Origin of the sequence: Haemophilus parainfluenzae, assembly GCF_036288925.1 — a bacterium.
Taxonomy (GTDB): domain Bacteria; phylum Pseudomonadota; class Gammaproteobacteria; order Enterobacterales; family Pasteurellaceae; genus Haemophilus_D.
On record NZ_CP127167.1, the window covers coordinates 134846 to 150641 of the forward strand.

At 38.8% G+C, this 15796-nt stretch carries 14 protein-coding genes and 2 pseudogenes; 15 read left to right on the forward strand and 1 reads right to left on the reverse strand.

Going from position 1 to position 15796, the window contains the following annotated elements:
• The first annotated feature begins 34 nt into the window (after nucleotides 1-34).
• The 10 genes and pseudogenes from QQS40_RS00650 to QQS40_RS11260 form a co-directional block, all read left to right on the forward strand.
• Nucleotides 35-1078: a YeeE/YedE thiosulfate transporter family protein gene (locus tag QQS40_RS00650; RefSeq protein WP_329505524.1), complete on the forward strand. Its 1044-nt coding sequence runs from the start codon at nucleotides 35-37 to the stop codon at nucleotides 1076-1078.
• A 9-nt stretch (nucleotides 1079-1087) separates the two neighbouring features.
• On the forward strand, nucleotides 1088-1309 hold the full coding sequence (locus tag QQS40_RS00655; protein ID WP_005631077.1) for a sulfurtransferase TusA family protein: 222 nt from the start codon (nucleotides 1088-1090) through the stop codon (nucleotides 1307-1309).
• Nucleotides 1310-1547: 238 nt separating this feature from the next.
• Nucleotides 1548-2024: a hypothetical protein gene (locus QQS40_RS00660; protein ID WP_049355847.1), complete on the forward strand. Its 477-nt coding sequence runs from the start codon at nucleotides 1548-1550 to the stop codon at nucleotides 2022-2024.
• A gap of 405 nt (nucleotides 2025-2429) precedes the next feature.
• Nucleotides 2430-3692 (forward strand): TolC family protein, encoded by a 1263-nt coding sequence (locus QQS40_RS00665; RefSeq protein WP_049355849.1) that lies wholly within the window; start codon nucleotides 2430-2432, stop codon nucleotides 3690-3692.
• A gap of 28 nt (nucleotides 3693-3720) precedes the next feature.
• Nucleotides 3721-5931, forward strand: a complete 2211-nt coding sequence (locus tag QQS40_RS00670) for a type I secretion system permease/ATPase (RefSeq protein WP_128786935.1) — start codon at nucleotides 3721-3723, stop codon at nucleotides 5929-5931.
• 1 nt (nucleotide 5932) lies between these two features.
• Nucleotides 5933-7165: an HlyD family type I secretion periplasmic adaptor subunit gene (locus tag QQS40_RS00675; protein ID WP_128786934.1), complete on the forward strand. Its 1233-nt coding sequence runs from the start codon at nucleotides 5933-5935 to the stop codon at nucleotides 7163-7165.
• A 260-nt stretch (nucleotides 7166-7425) separates the two neighbouring features.
• On the forward strand, nucleotides 7426-7587 hold the full coding sequence (locus QQS40_RS00680; protein ID WP_216364015.1) for a hypothetical protein: 162 nt from the start codon (nucleotides 7426-7428) through the stop codon (nucleotides 7585-7587).
• Between the two features lie 44 nt (nucleotides 7588-7631).
• Entirely contained in the window at nucleotides 7632-7877 is a 246-nt protein-coding gene (locus QQS40_RS00685) for an IS3 family transposase (RefSeq protein WP_329505531.1), read from the forward strand.
• Nucleotides 7878-7918: 41 nt separating this feature from the next.
• Nucleotides 7919-7999: pseudogene (locus QQS40_RS11255) on the forward strand (hypothetical protein); the annotation flags it as partial.
• 75 nt (nucleotides 8000-8074) lie between these two features.
• Nucleotides 8075-8251, forward strand: a pseudogene (locus QQS40_RS11260) (IS3 family transposase); the annotation flags it as partial.
• 74 nt (nucleotides 8252-8325) lie between these two features.
• On the opposite strand, the gene nanQ reads toward QQS40_RS11260, so the two are convergent.
• Entirely contained in the window at nucleotides 8326-8793 is a 468-nt protein-coding gene (gene nanQ / locus QQS40_RS00695; protein WP_128786930.1) for an N-acetylneuraminate anomerase, read from the reverse strand.
• 242 nt (nucleotides 8794-9035) lie between these two features.
• Between nanQ and pnp the strand changes: the two genes are divergently transcribed.
• From pnp to QQS40_RS00720, 5 genes are all read left to right on the forward strand, one after another.
• Entirely contained in the window at nucleotides 9036-11174 is a 2139-nt protein-coding gene (pnp, locus tag QQS40_RS00700; RefSeq protein ID WP_128786929.1) for a polyribonucleotide nucleotidyltransferase, read from the forward strand.
• A 64-nt stretch (nucleotides 11175-11238) separates the two neighbouring features.
• The gene (gene nlpI / locus QQS40_RS00705; protein ID WP_128786928.1) at nucleotides 11239-12180 is read left to right on the forward strand and encodes a protease adaptor lipoprotein NlpI; all 942 of its coding nucleotides are present in this window, start codon (nucleotides 11239-11241) and stop codon (nucleotides 12178-12180) included.
• 74 nt (nucleotides 12181-12254) lie between these two features.
• Nucleotides 12255-14105 (forward strand): DEAD/DEAH box helicase, encoded by a 1851-nt coding sequence (locus QQS40_RS00710; protein ID WP_329506694.1) that lies wholly within the window; start codon nucleotides 12255-12257, stop codon nucleotides 14103-14105.
• Nucleotides 14106-14200: 95 nt separating this feature from the next.
• Nucleotides 14201-15595 carry a membrane-bound lytic murein transglycosylase MltF gene (gene mltF, locus QQS40_RS00715; RefSeq protein ID WP_329505535.1) on the forward strand — a complete coding sequence of 465 codons (1395 nt, stop codon included), beginning with the start codon at nucleotides 14201-14203 and terminating at the stop codon, nucleotides 15593-15595.
• A 56-nt stretch (nucleotides 15596-15651) separates the two neighbouring features.
• A complete protein-coding gene (locus QQS40_RS00720; protein ID WP_289901496.1) occupies nucleotides 15652-15795 on the forward strand; it encodes a hypothetical protein in 144 nt (47 codons plus the stop codon).
• The last annotated feature ends 1 nt before the right edge of the window (nucleotide 15796 follow it).

Consider the following 15796-nt stretch of genomic DNA (forward strand, 5'->3'; position numbering starts at 1 on the left):
CGACCTACTTAGTTCTAAAAGAGAAGGAATATTTATGCTTTTAACCGGATTACTTTGCGGAATTTTACTCGGATTTGTCATGCAGCGTGGGCGCTTTTGTATTACCGGAGCATTTCGCGATATGTATGTCACCAAAAATAACAAAATGTTTGTAGCCCTTCTATTGGCGATTACCGTGCAATCTATCGGTTTCTTCCTCTTAAAAGAAATCGGTGTATTAAATGTCGATCCGGCTGAAAATTTTGCCTTTTTAGCGGTGATTATCGGTGCCTTTGTATTTGGTATCGGCATTGTTCTTGCTGGCGGTTGTGCAACAGGTACATGGTACCGCGCTGCAGAAGGCTTAGTCGGCAGTTGGGTTGCGTTATTCACTTATATGTTATTAAGTGCCATCATGCGTACTGGTCCATTAGGGGAATTCAATAAAACTTTACGTAGTATCAATATTGAGCAACGCAACATTTACGATACATTCGGCATTTCACCTTGGTGGTTAGTCGCATTATTAACTTTAGTGACGGCTTTCTATGTATACAAACACCTCAGCAAACCAAGCGTAAAAGTCGCGGCATTAAAACCAAAGAAAACGGGACTTGCCCACTTATTATTTGAAAAACGCTGGCACCCATTTTTCTCAGCCGTGTTAATCGGATTAATCGCGCTTGCCGCTTGGCCACTCAGTGTCGCTACGGGTCGTGAGTTTGGACTTGGGATCACTGGTCCATCAGCCAATATCATGCAATTCCTCGTTACTGGAGACGGTAAATTTATAAACTGGGGCGTATTCTTAGTTTTAGGGATTTTTATTGGATCATTCATCGGCGCGAAAGCAAGCAATGAATTCCGTGTCCGTGTACCAGATGCCACTACGATTCTACGCAGTGGACTCGGCGGTATTCTTATGGGTATTGGTGCAACGCTTGCGGGTGGCTGCTCTATCGGTAATGGCTTAGTCGAAACCGCCTTTTTCTCTTGGCAAGGTTGGGTATCATTACCATTGATGATTTTCGGCACTTGGATGGCCGCCTACTTCACCATTATCCGTCCACAACGTTTAAAATTAGCAAAAGCATCATAAGGAGTTTATATGATCGTTAAATTACCAACACTCGGCCTTGTTTGCCCATTTCCTCTCGTTGAAGCTAAGGAAGCCATGGCTAAGCTAAATAAAGGCGATGGCCTAGAAATTGAATTCGACTGTACACAAGCCACTGAAGCCATTCCCGCTTGGGCTGCTGAAGAAGGCTATGAAGTGACAAACTTCGAACAAATTGATGATGCCAAATGGTCAATTACAGTGATTAAATAATCAACAAATATTGATTTAAAAAAGAACTATCTCTTTACCTTTTGGCTTGATTACGTTCATAATCAAGCCTTATAAAACAATTAGTTAAGATTTTTTTGTAAATTAAATGTAAAAAACTATAAATAGCCTTCCTTTATTATAAATTTCAGGTAGAATCTTGCGCCGAGCACAAGCAATATCTGTGCAATTTTTAGTCACTACAGACTGTAATTATCATTATTTACATTGGGAGCTACCTATGAAACTTTCTAAATTATTAACTGCAGTCTTTACTGCCTCCATATTAGCTGCTTGTACATTAAGCAATGAAAAATGGTCAAATTTTGATAATCAATCAGCGAATGTTAACCCACAAGAAAATCATGCTGGTTTAGTATTTTTCCGTACTGATGCGGGTTCAAACTCTATTGCTGTGAATATTAAAGTAAATGGAGAATACCTTTCTTCTCTTCAAGTCGGTGGTTTTACCAAGACAGAAATTTGTGCAAAACCAACCACAATTGAAGCATACTATGTTGAAATGAAGCCAGGAACAAACTTAAACGTAAATCTAGCAAAACAATCTATACGTTATTTCGCAATAGATACTTCAAATACATCTAATCCTCAAATCATAGAGGTTGATACAACATCTGCACAAAAAATATTAAAACAACTTAAACATCAAGCTCATACTATTTCTCGCATAAACAATGCAACTTGCCTTGGGAATTAAAGAATATAAAACTTATCTAAAACATATTAGCTTAAAATAAATAAACACTAAAAATAATTGAAACCAAAAAGAATCAGTAATTTTTTAGCTACGAGCCATATAAAAATCACCAGCAAGCAAGAAGATGGATGTCACCCTAAGTCACTTTAAATACTCATCATGTTTAAAGGCCTTAACTTATCCGATTGTACTATAGGTGAAAATTGTGGCTTGCCTCTCTCCTATTCATTATTGATATAAATACTAGTAAGAAATCAGCTATTTTCCTGCCACTAAAAATAAATATATTGATTGCTAAATAGTCAGAAAATTTACATATAATTTACATTTAAAGTATCCACACTGAACTAATTTGAGCTATAATCCTCAGACTGTCTTTTATACTTACCGCGAAGAGTCCATTCTATGAAACTAACACGTAATAAAATCTTCTCATTACTAATGTTTGGCGCACTGCAATCACAACTTGTATTTGCCGAAGACTTAGCTTCGATCCTACAACTCTCGCTTCAACAGGATCCTGTGTTAACTGAAGCTAATGCAAATACTGAGGGTGCTTACAATGATATGAAAGCATCAGAAGCAGGTCATTACCCAACCCTATCCTTAACGGGACAAAACGTATTAGCCCAACAACATACATCAAATAATTCTAAAATGCGTGATGATGTCGGCGTAAGATCCCGTTTAAATCTATATGCTTGGGGTGGAATTCAAGCAGCAGTTGAACGAGATAAATCGAAAATGGAATATTTTCAATATAAATATTATGAAACACGGGAAGAACTCGCAAATACAATAAGTACGCTTTATTTAACCGCACTTCGCGCAAAAGAGTCGATATCAATCGCCAAAAAAAATATCCGTCGACATGAAAAATTCATCGCAGATTTGAAAGTAATCAATCAATACGATGAAGGTCGTCGTTCTGAAATTGCACAAGCTCAATCTCGCTATTTACAAGCGCAATCCACAGAAGCAAATTTAGAAAAAATCTTATCCATCAACTTAAGTAAATTGAGTAAATATACCTCTAAGAAACTCACAGAAAAAGATATTGTTGATCCATTTAATAAACAAAACTCAACTCAATTAATCGCTTTATTCGATAATGTGGAAGCTAATAATCACCCTAGTTTTAAAGCTCAAGAAGCTGAATATAATAGTGCCTTAGCAGATTCAGAAGCAACTAAAGCATCAAAATATCCTTCTATTAATTTGGAAGGTAGCGCCACTCGCCGAGATAGAAGTATTGCGTTAACGATGTCTTGGGATTTATATAATAAACCTGTAGACTATGCTACAGAAAAAAGCCGAGCAGTTGTACTATCAGCTAAAGCTCGCTCACATGAGATGCTAAGAGATATTAAAGAACGTGCCGAAACCGCCAAAGTTGATATGAAGCAAAGTGAACGTCGAGCTAAAATTGCGAAATCATTGATTGCAACCCAAACTCAAGTTGCCCAAGACTATGAGCAACAATTTTATATTTCCAATAGAACCTTATTAGAAGTATTAGACTCTTATGCAGAGTTAGCCTCAACTGAAACGAATTATGTAGAGGCCCAAAATGATTATCGTGATGCAGCAATCGCCTACTTACTTGCTAAAGCTAGTTTAGCAAAATGGGCAAAAGTGCCAGATTTCAATACAACTAATCATTTTTAAAGTTCAATCATTATTGTAAATAAATTTTATGAATTCAATTATCAAACATTTAGCCATAGCAACAAAACTACTTAATCAACCGGTTGCTGAAGAAGCGCTAGCCTCAAATGTTGCTAGAGATCGAAATTTAAATGCCAATATTCAATCTTTAAGTGAGGTTTTACGTAGTTACGGGTTCGAAAATCATATTTCTCGTCGAAAACTCTTAGAGATACCTTCGCTTGCAATGCCTGCTATCATTATTCTCAATAATGAGGAAGCTGCAGTTATTACAGACGTAAAAGGTCACGGAGAAGAACGCACTTACGTTATTCGCCAGGGTGATGCTCCAGCACATGAAATATCTCACAAAGATCTCGAGTCAAAGTATTTAGGCTTCTGTTGGTTTATAAAGCCTAAATTAACTGCAGATCATCGTTCAGAATTACCTGAATATCATTTACCCAAAGCCTGGTTTTGGAAGGTAATTGCTCGTTTTAAAAAATATTATTATCAAGTTATTCTCGCTTCCTTTTTAATTAATATTTTAGCGTTAATTAGCTCCTTATATGTAATGAATGTGTATGACCGCGTCATTCCTAATGAAGCCTATTCAACATTATGGGTATTGAGTATCGGTGTATTTCTCGCCATTCTCTTCGAGTTTATCGCTAAAATGATACGGTCCCATTTAACCGATATTGCAGGCAAAAAAGCAGATTTGATAATCAGTTCTGCACTATTCAGACGAGTAATGGCATTACGTCTGATTGAACGCCCGATTTCATCCGGTTCTTATGCTAATAATCTTAGAGATTTCGAAGCTGTACGTGAATTTATGACAAGTGCCAGCTTACTAGTATTGGTAGACGCGCCATTTTTATTATTATTCCTTTTTGTAATGTTTATTATTGGGGGAAAATTGGCAATCGTACCTGCGGTGATTTGTACTTTAGTATTAATTGTTTCTTTTGCTGTTCAGCCCGTTTTAGCAAAACGTATCAATGAGAGTATGAGAGAAAGTTCACAGCGGCAAGGTTTAGCTGTCGAAGCAGTGGAAGGCATTGAAACATTAAAAGTAAATAATGCAACGAACTGGGCCCAGCAACGTTGGGATCGATTAAATGCGTTAACCGCAACTAGTTCAATGAAAGTAAAGGAAATTAATGAGTTTGTGTCTAACCTTACAGTTGGATTACAGCAACTGAATACAGTGGGGTTAGTGCTCTTAGGGACCTACTTAATTCATGATGATGTCGTTGAAGCTCGAATTACAATGGGGGCCGTGATTGCCTCAGTTATTCTTTCTGGTCGAGCACTCTCATCATTGGGTCGAGTAGCTGGATTGGCTATTCGTTTCCAACAGGCAAAAAATGCGCTAAAAGGTGTCAATGCAATTGTTGAAAGACCTATTGAACGTAGCCCTGAACGTTCTTACGTTACACTGACCCAAGTACAAGGTCAGCTTACATTTAAAAATGTTGTATTTCAATACAATGAAGATACGCAACCGGCTATTGCCAATTTAAATTTAACGATTCGACCAGGCGAAAAAGTAGCTATTCTTGGACGAATTGGTAGCGGAAAAAGTACGTTATTAAAATTAGCTGGCGGCCTATATGAACCAACAGGCGGAAATATTTTGTTAGACGATGTTGATACTCGCCAAATTGATCCAAATTTCTTGCGAGATAAAGTGACATTACTCAATCAATCACCTCGTTTATTCCTTGGTACATTGCGTGAAAATTTAGATTTGGCTCGAATGGATGGATATTCTACTGATCAAGAATTACTTGCTGCATTACGAAATTTCCATCTCGATCAATTAGTCAGAAATCATCCAAAAGGATTAGATATGCCATTAGGAGAGGATGGGTTAGGTCTTTCTGGGGGACAAAAACAGATCGTTTCATTAGCTCGTTTAACTTTAAGACATCCTAGAGTGGTATTACTTGATGAGCCTACAACGGGATTAGATGAACAAACAGAACGCCAAGCCCTAAATGTTTTAGCTCAATGGGCAAGAGATAAAACCGTTGTTGTTGTGACACATCGACTACAAGTATTACCTATGGTAAACAGAGTAGTTGTTGTAGACAATGGTCGCGTAGTGATGGATGGACCACGTGATGCTGTGATTGCTAGATTACAAGAAAATGAGGCTCGTCATAATCAAGCCACACCAGCTCAGACTTCACCTAATGAAAATAATACGCCGAAAAATGCAGTTAAAAAACAAGAAGAGAAGAGTAAATAATATGTCAAATCAGCCACAAGAAAAAATTAATAAAGAAGATTTAAAGCTGATTAATGATTTAAGTGCAGCTTTACAATCCGAGAAACACACCGGTTATTTTGCAATTATTAGCCTGTTTTTGTCTTTCATGGTTGTTTTTATCATTTGGGCTTATTTCAGCCCGCTTGAAGAAGTGGCGCAAGGACAAGGACGCATAATCCCAAGTAGTCGTGAACAAATCGTACAAAGTCTAGATCCTGGTACTATTCAACAAATGTTAGTAAAAGAAGGTGATACTGTAGAGAAAGGACAAATTTTACTGAAACTAGATGATACTCGAAGTTCTGCAATTTTACGTGAAAGCAAAGCCAAAGTAGAACATTTAGAAGCAATGGTCGCACGTTTACAAGCTGAAGCATATAACACAAAACTGACCTTTCCTGAGCATATTTCTGATGAACTAAAAAAACGTGAAGAAGCCGCCTATGGCTCTCGTCGCCGAGCAATGGAAGAGCAAGTTTCAGGACTACAGAAAAGTAAAGCAGCATTAGACCAACAAATTGCAATTACAACGCCTATGGTAAAACGTGGAGTAATGTCACAAGTTGAATTATTAAGAATGCAACGAGATTCACATGATTTGTCCGTGCAAATTACCGAACGCCAAAATCGTTATACTACTGATGCAAGTAACGAATTAGTAAAAACGGAAGCCGAGCTAGCGCAAGCCAAAGAGAATATGGCCATGCGAGCAGATCCTGTCGAACGTTCACAAATTCGAGCTCCAATGAAAGGGATTGTAAAAAACATCCGCATTAATACTATTGGTGGTGTTGTAAGTGCTGGACAAGATATTCTTGAAATTGTCCCTATTGAGGATAATTTACTAGTTGAAGCTTATATTAGACCTAACGATGTGGCATTTATTCGACCTGGATTACCTGCAGTAGTCAAGTTAACGGCTTACGATTATGCTATTTACGGTGGATTAGAGGGTAAAGTCACATTGATTAGTCCAGATACACTAAGCGATGAAAAACGTAATGCAAGTGAATTAAAACTAAATATGAATAACGTATATTATCGAATTTTAGTACAAACTTCAGGTAGCAATCTCGTCGACAAAAATGGTAACGAAATGCCAATTATTCCTGGAATGGTTGCAACAGTGGATGTCAAAACTGGTGAGAAAACTGTGTTTCAATATCTAACTAAACCGATTACACGAATGAAACAGGCATTAAGAGAGCGATAAATTTAAAAGTGATCTGCACCCCAAAAGTTGGACTCAACAAACCAACAATTGAGGTGCAGATTTTTTATGGGTAAACACTACACAATCGAATTTAAATTACAGGTTCTTCAACCTATTCTGAATCGAAAAATGAGTATCAGAGAAGCTGCGCGTTTTTACAATATTTCTTCCAACGCCCTAGTCAGGACATGCTTGGAACGGTTTGAAAAAAGTGGCATAAAAAAGGACTTATTCCCCGTAAACCATCAGGACGACCACCGATGAAACCCAAATATGCAAAAATGCCACCGCCACCCAAAACTGAAGAAGACCGTTTACGTTTGAGAATTTTACAGCTTGAAGCGGAGGTAGCCTACCTAAAGGAGTTGAGAAGGCTCAGACTTCAGGATGAAGCCGAACAACGGAAATTATCCAAAGGTTAAGGACACGCTATCCGTTAAAATGGCTTTTAAGCTTTGCACAGTTAGTGCGTAGTACGTTTTTTGCGAAACTTCAGATTAAACTGGATAAGAATGAGTTGTTGAAAAAGACCATTCAACGCATCAAAGCCAATCATCCTGATTATGGCTACCGACGTGTTCATGCCTGCTTGCCAGGCGTGAATCATAAAAAAGTTCAACGTTTAATGCAGACACTTGGGCTTCAAGTGCGGTCAAGAAAAAGCAAGAAATTTACAACCTATCGAAGCACGATAGGGGTGATCGCAATATAATCTCAGCTATTCCCAACTGGGCGCAAGTAGAGGACATATTAATGCAAGCCGTCAAAGGATTAAATAAAGCTTGTGGTGTCATTTTACATTCAGACCAGGGATGGCAATATCAAATGGTAGCTTATCGTCGAATCTTGGCTGAACATGGCATCATTCAAAGTATATCGAGAAAAAGGAATTGCTTAGATAACGCCGCAATAGAAAGTTTCTTTGGGCGATTAAAAACAGAATGTTTTTATGGTCGAGAATTTAACAGTAGAGAAGAGATAGTTGATGCTGTCAGAGATTATTTAGATTACTATAATCATCGACGGATTCAACTAAAATTAAAAGGACTGAGTCCGATACAATATCGAAAACAATCCTTTAAATAACAGTCTAACTTTTTGGGGCCAGATCAAAAATCAGCAGTCTTTAACCGCACTTTTGCTTTAATGAATCGAAATAATTAAATCAATTCTACCGGTACTTTCACCACCAGTTTTTTCACAAAACTTGATTTGCCGTTTACAGTGCAACCTGGTTTATGGGGTTCATAAGGGAAAAAGACGGCGAACATTTTTGGTAAAAGTGTTACCGTGCTTTTATCTTCAATTTGCGGGGTAAGTTGGTAATCATCTGCATCACGATATTCATCGTATAAGCTGAGGTTTGGATAAGTCGCGCTTACTTCAACATTTTCTTCACCACGAATAAGTAATTGAATATCTAGATATTTGTAGTGAAGTTCAGCTTGTTTGCTATCCGCTTCAACCGTATCAAATTCCATGACATTCATATAGACTTGCTCGCTTAAATCATGACGGCCATTTTCTAATGCTTCAAGATCTAACGTGTTGAGATGATCGCAAATGTCCGCGATAACTTTTGGTAAACCCACTTTGAAATTTGGGTTATTTAATGCACTGATAATCATAGTGTCTCCTTACGTATGTATTTGTATGAGAATATGATAACAAGTTGCTTATATTAAATAAAGTTACCAATAAATTTAAAACTCTGTATAATAAGCGAGCTTTATTTTCTGCATTAGCGTGCGGCTATCAAAAGACATTTTTAAACGACCAAAGTGCGGTCATTTTTTCGAGAGATTTCTTTTGCTAGTCGCAATCTGGAAAATAAAGCTTTGTTTTAAATATTATTTTGAAGGAAAACATTGTGAATCCAATTGTTAAACAATTTAAATACGGTCAACATACCGTTACTCTAGAAACCGGCGCGATTGCACGTCAAGCAACGGCTGCGGTCATGGCAAGCATGGACGATACCACGGTATTCGTGACTGTTGTTGCTAAAAAAGATGTGAAAGAAGGTCAAGACTTCTTCCCATTAACCGTAAACTACCAAGAGCGTACTTATGCAGCGGGTAAAATCCCTGGTGGTTTCTTCAAACGTGAAGGTCGTCCATCTGAAGGCGAAACTTTAATTGCACGTTTAATCGACCGTCCAATTCGTCCATTATTCCCAGAAGGTTTCTTCAACGAAATTCAAGTTGTAGCAACCGTGGTTTCTGTAAACCCACAAATCAGCCCTGACTTAGTGGCAATGATCGGTACTTCTGCAGCATTAACCTTATCAGGCGTGCCTTTCAATGGCCCTATCGGTGCAGCACGTGTTGGTTTCATCGACAACCAATTCGTATTAAACCCAACGATGGCTGAACAAAAACAGAGCCGTTTGGACTTAGTGGTTGCAGGTACTGACAAAGCCGTATTAATGGTTGAATCTGAAGCTGATATCTTAACTGAAGAACAAATGTTAGCAGCGGTCGTATTCGGTCATCAACAACAACAAGTTGTGGTTGAAGCGATCAAAGAATTTGCAAAAGAAGCTGGCAAACCACGTTGGGATTGGGTTGCTCCAGAGCCAAACACAGATTTAATCAATAAAGTAAAAGCGATTGCAGAAGCGCGTTTAGGCGATGCATACCGTATTACTGAAAAACAAGCACGTTACGAACAAATCGATGCGATTAAAGCGGATGTGATTGCACAAATCACAGCAGAAAATGAAGAGATCAGCGAAGGTAAAATCGTGGATATTTTCACCGCACTTGAAAGCCAAATCGTTCGTGGCCGTATCATTGCAGGTGAACCACGTATTGATGGTCGTACCGTTGATACTGTTCGTGCATTAGATATTTGTACTGGTGTATTACCACGTACTCACGGTTCTGCAATTTTCACCCGTGGTGAAACACAAGCATTAGCCGTTGCAACGTTAGGTACTGAACGTGATGCACAAATCATTGATGAATTAACCGGTGAACGTCAAGATCACTTCTTATTCCACTACAACTTCCCTCCATATTCTGTAGGTGAAACCGGTATGATCGGCTCGCCAAAACGTCGTGAGATCGGTCACGGTCGTTTAGCAAAACGTGGTGTAGCGGCTGTTATGCCAAGTCTTGCGGAATTCCCGTATGTCGTGCGTGTTGTATCTGAAATCACTGAGTCTAACGGTTCTTCTTCTATGGCATCTGTATGTGGTGCATCTTTAGCATTAATGGATGCGGGTGTTCCAATCAAAGCAGCGGTTGCAGGTATCGCAATGGGCTTAGTAAAAGAAGAAGAGAAATTCGTGGTGCTTTCAGATATCTTAGGTGATGAAGACCACTTAGGTGATATGGACTTTAAAGTGGCGGGTACACGTGAAGGAGTCACTGCACTTCAAATGGATATCAAAATTGAAGGTATTACCCCTGAAATTATGCAAATTGCATTAAACCAAGCAAAAGGTGCTCGTATGCACATTCTTGGCGTAATGGAACAAGCAATCCCTGCACCACGTGCAGATATTTCTGACTATGCGCCGCGTATTCACACCATGAAAATTGATCCGAAGAAAATCAAAGATGTTATCGGTAAAGGTGGTGCAACTATCCGTGCATTAACTGAAGAAACTGGTACGTCTATCGATATCGATGATGATGGTACAGTGAAAATCGCTGCAGTAGATAGCAATGCAGCGAAAAATGTAATGGCACGTATCGAAGAAATCGTTGCTGAAGTTGAAGCGGGCGCAATTTACAAAGGTAAAGTGACTCGTCTTGCTGACTTCGGTGCATTCGTTGCTATCGTAGGAAATAAAGAAGGTTTAGTTCATATTTCTCAAATCGCAGAAGAACGCGTAGAGAAAGTGAGTGATTATCTTCAAGTTGGTCAAGAAGTAACCGTTAAAGTGGTTGAAATCGATCGCCAAGGTCGTATCCGCTTAACCATGAAAGATCTTGCACCAAAACAAGAAACAGAAGCAGAATCTGCACCAGCAGAAGAGACTTCTGTAGAACAAGAATAATCTCATAGGGTGTGTGAATTCAGTTTACACGCCCGTTTTGATTATCAAACTAACTTATAAAACAATGCAGTATTTTCGGTTATTCCGTTTTCTAGTTTCGTTGTCTAGCCTAAGTATGATTTTATTTATTTCCGGTTGTGTACAATCGGGAAGCGTGTTTGTTGCACCAAATAAAGTCATGCTAGCGGATCAGAATCCGAATACTCACTTCGAACAAGAAGTGATGATTACTCGAATTGGGCAGGTTTTATTAGTTGGAAAAATGAGTAATGAAGAACGGGCGACGCTTCACTTTGAGCGCGGCGTATTGTACGATTCTCTCGGCTTATGGGGGCTCGCACGTTATGACTTTACACAAGCCCTCGCCTTACAGCCTAAAATGGCTTCTGTTTATAATTATTTAGGGCTTTACTTACTGCTTGAAGAAGATTATGACAGTGCATTAGAAACCTTTAATGCGGTGTTTGAATTGGACCCAAGTTATAATTACGCCCACCTTAATCGTGGTTTAAATTTTTATTACGTTGAACGCTATAATCTTGCTGAAGACGATTTTATGAAGTTTTATGAAGCCGATACCAAAGATCCTTATCGCGTACTCTGGCTCTATTTGAACGAACAAAAATTAAAACCACAAGAAGCCTATGCCAACCTTGTTGAACGAGCTAAAGGGCTATCTAAGGACTTCTGGGGAACAAATATCGTTCAATACTATTTAGGTAATATTTCCGTAAATGATTTGCAGGAACAGGCAACTAAATTTGCAGAAGATCCACAACAATATGCAGAAATATTAACTGAAACCTATTTTTATCTAGCAAAACAAAAACTCAATATGGGGCTAGTAGATGAGGCCGCAGCCTTATTTAAACTAGCTATGGCAAATCAAGTTTATAACTTTGTTGAGTATCGTTTTGCCGCATTTGAACTAATGAAATTAAAACCTGTTCAAATAGAAGACGAAAAAGAAGAAAGAAGTGCGATCGCAAAAACGGTTGTTTTTTAAATCTTAAACTTTCTTTTTAACAAATGAACTTGAAAGCTAAATTGAGCTTTCCTTACTTACATTCGAGTATCTTAATGACTGACAAAATCACTTTTAATGATTTAGGCTTGCCTGAATTCATTCTAAAAGCCGTTTCTGACCTTGGTTTTGAAACACCTTCTCCCATCCAACAAGCTTGTATTCCTGCTCTTTTAGAAGGCAGAGACGTGCTAGGTATGGCACAAACCGGCAGTGGTAAAACTGCCGCATTCTCTTTACCTCTTTTGGCAAAAATTGATCCTGCTGCAAAACATCCACAATTATTGGTGATGGCGCCAACCCGTGAACTTGCCATTCAAGTTGCCGATGCTTGTGAACATTTCATGAAATATGCCAAAGGCATCAACATCGTGACCGTTTACGGTGGTCAACGTTACGACATCCAATTACGTGCATTAAAACAAGGTGCGCAAGTTGTTGTGGGTACACCAGGTCGTATTTTGGATCACATCCGTCGTAACACATTAAATCTATCTGAATTAAAAGCGATTGTACTTGATGAAGCGGATGAAATGCTTCGTATGGGCTTTATTGATGATGTAGAAACCGTTATGGCTGAATTACCGGAAGAGCACCAAACTGCGCTTTTCTCTGCAACCATGCCTGAGCCAATTCGTCGCATCACAAAACGCTTCATGAACAATCCGCAAGAAGTGAAAATCAAAGTAAATAACGATAACGCGCCAGATATTGAACAAAATTGTTGGTATGTTCAAGGTTTCCGTAAAAATGATGCATTATTACGCTTCTTAGAAGTGGAAGAGTTTGATGCAGCCATCATTTTTACCCGTACTAAAACAGGCACGCTTGATGTGACTGAATTATTAGAAAAACACGGTTTCCGTGCTGCAGCATTAAACGGTGATATGACCCAACAATTACGTGAACAAACCTTAGATCGCTTACGTAATGGTAGCCTTGATATTGTGGTTGCAACCGATGTTGCTGCGCGCGGTATCGATATTGAACGAATCAGTCTTGTAGTAAACTATGACATCCCACTTGATGCAGAGTCGTACGTTCACCGTATCGGCCGTACTGGTCGTGCTGGTCGTTCTGGTCGAGCATTGTTATTCGTTGAACCACGTGAACGCCGTTTACTTCGTAACATCGAACACTTGATGAAAAAACCAATCAATGAAGTTGAATTGCCAAATCATGAAGTGTTGCAAGCCTGTCGTCGTAAGAAATTCCAAGACAAGATTACCAAACAATTGGAACATCACGATCTCGAAATGTATCGTAGCCTATTGGAAGATTTATTCACTGCAGATCAGGATCAAGAAGATATTGCAGCAGCCATGTTGATGTTGCTTCAAGGTAAACAAAAACTGATTCTTCCACCTGACCCACCAATGGATAAGCGTCGTCGTGACCGTAATGATCGCGCTGATCGTCGTGAAAACCCACGTTCAGCTGAACGTCGTGGTGAGCGTAAAGGCTATGGCACCCCACAACCGATGGATTTATATCGTATCGAAGTAGGTCGTACAGATGGTGTAGAAGTGCGTCATATCGTAGGCGCTATCGCAAATGAAGGTGATATTAACAGTCGTTATATTGGTCATATCAAACTTTATGATGATTACTCTACTGTTGAATTACCACAAGGCCTGCCGAAAGAATTACTTCAACAATTCGGTAAAACTCGCGTTTTAAACAAACAAATGCAAATGAGCTTTATGGGTGCGACACAATCAGACAGTGGACGTGGTGGTAACGATTTTGGTGGGAAAGGCCGTCGTGATGGTCGACGTAATGAGCGCGGAGAGCGTGGCCAAGATCGCTTCCGTAGTGAGCGTAATGGTGAACGTCGTCAGCGTAAATTTAACGATAAAAACGACCGCACTTTTAATGAACGAAGTCGCCGAGATCGCCAACGTTAATCCTTATTTAGCAGCCCCTTGAAGTAAAAGGGGCTTTTTTATTAGCTTAATTCTGGTTACAATCGTCTCTTATCTCAATTTATAAGGTTTATCTATTGAAAGGTTTATTTCTACGTATTATTGCTGCTTTTGCATTATTACTTTGGGCCATTGATATGGTGTTCCCTTGGCAAAAAATTATGCAGTCAGAGCAAAACCCTTATGCTGCGATCAAAAACCGCGGTAGCCTTATTATCGGTACCATTAACAATCCCATCTACTATTTTATTGGGAATGAGGGGGAATCGGGCTTAGAATACGAATTAGCTAAAAATTTTGCAGATTATTTAGGGGTTCGTTTACAAATTAAAACCTTAGAAAATAACGATCAACTTTTTAACGAATTAGAAAACAACAATATTGATATTGCTGCTGCGAATCTTTTGTTCCAGCCTCAACGTGCAGAAAAATTTCAGTTAGGGCCCTCTTATACTTCTACCTCTTGGCAGCTTGTGTATAAAAAAGGGGAAAATCGCCCGAAAGATTTGGCTCAAGTCCAGCAAGAAATTATGATTTCTGCGGGAGAAGACTTAGAAAAATTACTATCTCAAGCACAGAAAAAACTCCCTGCACTTAAATGGCAGAATAACAAGCAGTTGACCCAAGAGGAATTGTTAATTCAAGTGGCGGAAGGGAAAATTCCTTACACCATCGCCAATAGTATTGATGTGGCTGCGACACAACAAATTCGCCCTAACTTAGCGATTGCATTTGACCTAACGGATGAAATGACCGTGCATTGGTATCTTTCCAATAAATCCTATAATGAGCTACAAGCAGGCTTGTTGGATTTTATGAATAATGCCCTTGAAACAGGAATAATTGATCGCATTGAGGAAAAATACTTCCGTCATATTACCGCCTTTGATTATGTGGATACTCAGGCTTATTTAGAGGCCGTAGAAAAAATTCTACCCCAATATCAACCGCTCTTTGAAAAATACAAAGGGAATTTAGACTGGCGATTATTAGCGGCTATAGCCTACCAAGAATCCCATTGGGATCCTTATGCGACCTCGCCTACAGGTGTACGAGGCATGATGATGCTAACCAAAGATACCGCTACACGTATGAATATTAATAACCGTACCGATGCCGAACAAAGTATAAAGGCGGGCTCGGAATATTTACATTGGCTACTCAATCAAATGCCTGATAGTATTTCAGAAGAAGATCGAATTTGGTATTCTTTAGCCGCATACAATATGGGCTTAGGACATATTCTAGATGCTCGACGCCTAACTAAAAAGTTAGGAGGAAACCCAGATAACTGGTTAGATGTAAAAAATAATCTTCAACTATTATCAGAAAAACGTCATTATTCTAACTTAAAATATGGCTATGCTCGCGGTTATGAAGCCTACCAATATGTCGAGAATATTCGCCGTTACATGAACAGTATTGTGAATTATCATCGTGTTCAAGAAAACCAAGCGACCGCAACAGAATAAGTGCGGTCAGAAAAAATAGCGTTTTTATTGAATAGAAAGAAAACAAGGAGAAAAAAATGTTAAAAAGAAAAACTTTCTTAAAGAAAAAAACATCAAGAGATATTTCAGCCTCACGCAACTTACGTTTAAGACGACTAAAACACCGCAAAGAGCAGCAATTTCAACGTCAGGCTTTACAATTTGTAATTCAAAACATTTAAA

Excerpts from the sequence above, each read along its gene's own strand:
- QQS40_RS00680 (WP_216364015.1), top strand. The coding sequence starts at position 7,426 with ATGAAACCCAAATATGCAAAAATGCCACCGCCACCCAAAACTGAAGAA.
- QQS40_RS00670 (WP_128786935.1), top strand. The coding sequence starts at position 3,721 with ATGAATTCAATTATCAAACATTTAGCCATAGCAACAAAACTACTTAAT.
- nanQ (WP_128786930.1), bottom strand. The coding sequence starts at position 8,793 with ATGATTATCAGTGCATTAAATAACCCAAATTTCAAAGTGGGTTTACCA.
- QQS40_RS00650 (WP_329505524.1), top strand. The coding sequence starts at position 35 with ATGCTTTTAACCGGATTACTTTGCGGAATTTTACTCGGATTTGTCATG.
- QQS40_RS00710 (WP_329506694.1), top strand. The coding sequence starts at position 12,255 with ATGACTGACAAAATCACTTTTAATGATTTAGGCTTGCCTGAATTCATT.
- QQS40_RS00655 (WP_005631077.1), top strand. The coding sequence starts at position 1,088 with ATGATCGTTAAATTACCAACACTCGGCCTTGTTTGCCCATTTCCTCTC.
- QQS40_RS00675 (WP_128786934.1), top strand. The coding sequence starts at position 5,933 with ATGTCAAATCAGCCACAAGAAAAAATTAATAAAGAAGATTTAAAGCTG.
- QQS40_RS00660 (WP_049355847.1), top strand. The coding sequence starts at position 1,548 with ATGAAACTTTCTAAATTATTAACTGCAGTCTTTACTGCCTCCATATTA.
- QQS40_RS00720 (WP_289901496.1), top strand. The coding sequence starts at position 15,652 with ATGTTAAAAAGAAAAACTTTCTTAAAGAAAAAAACATCAAGAGATATT.
- QQS40_RS00665 (WP_049355849.1), top strand. The coding sequence starts at position 2,430 with ATGAAACTAACACGTAATAAAATCTTCTCATTACTAATGTTTGGCGCA.
- nlpI (WP_128786928.1), top strand. The coding sequence starts at position 11,239 with ATGCAGTATTTTCGGTTATTCCGTTTTCTAGTTTCGTTGTCTAGCCTA.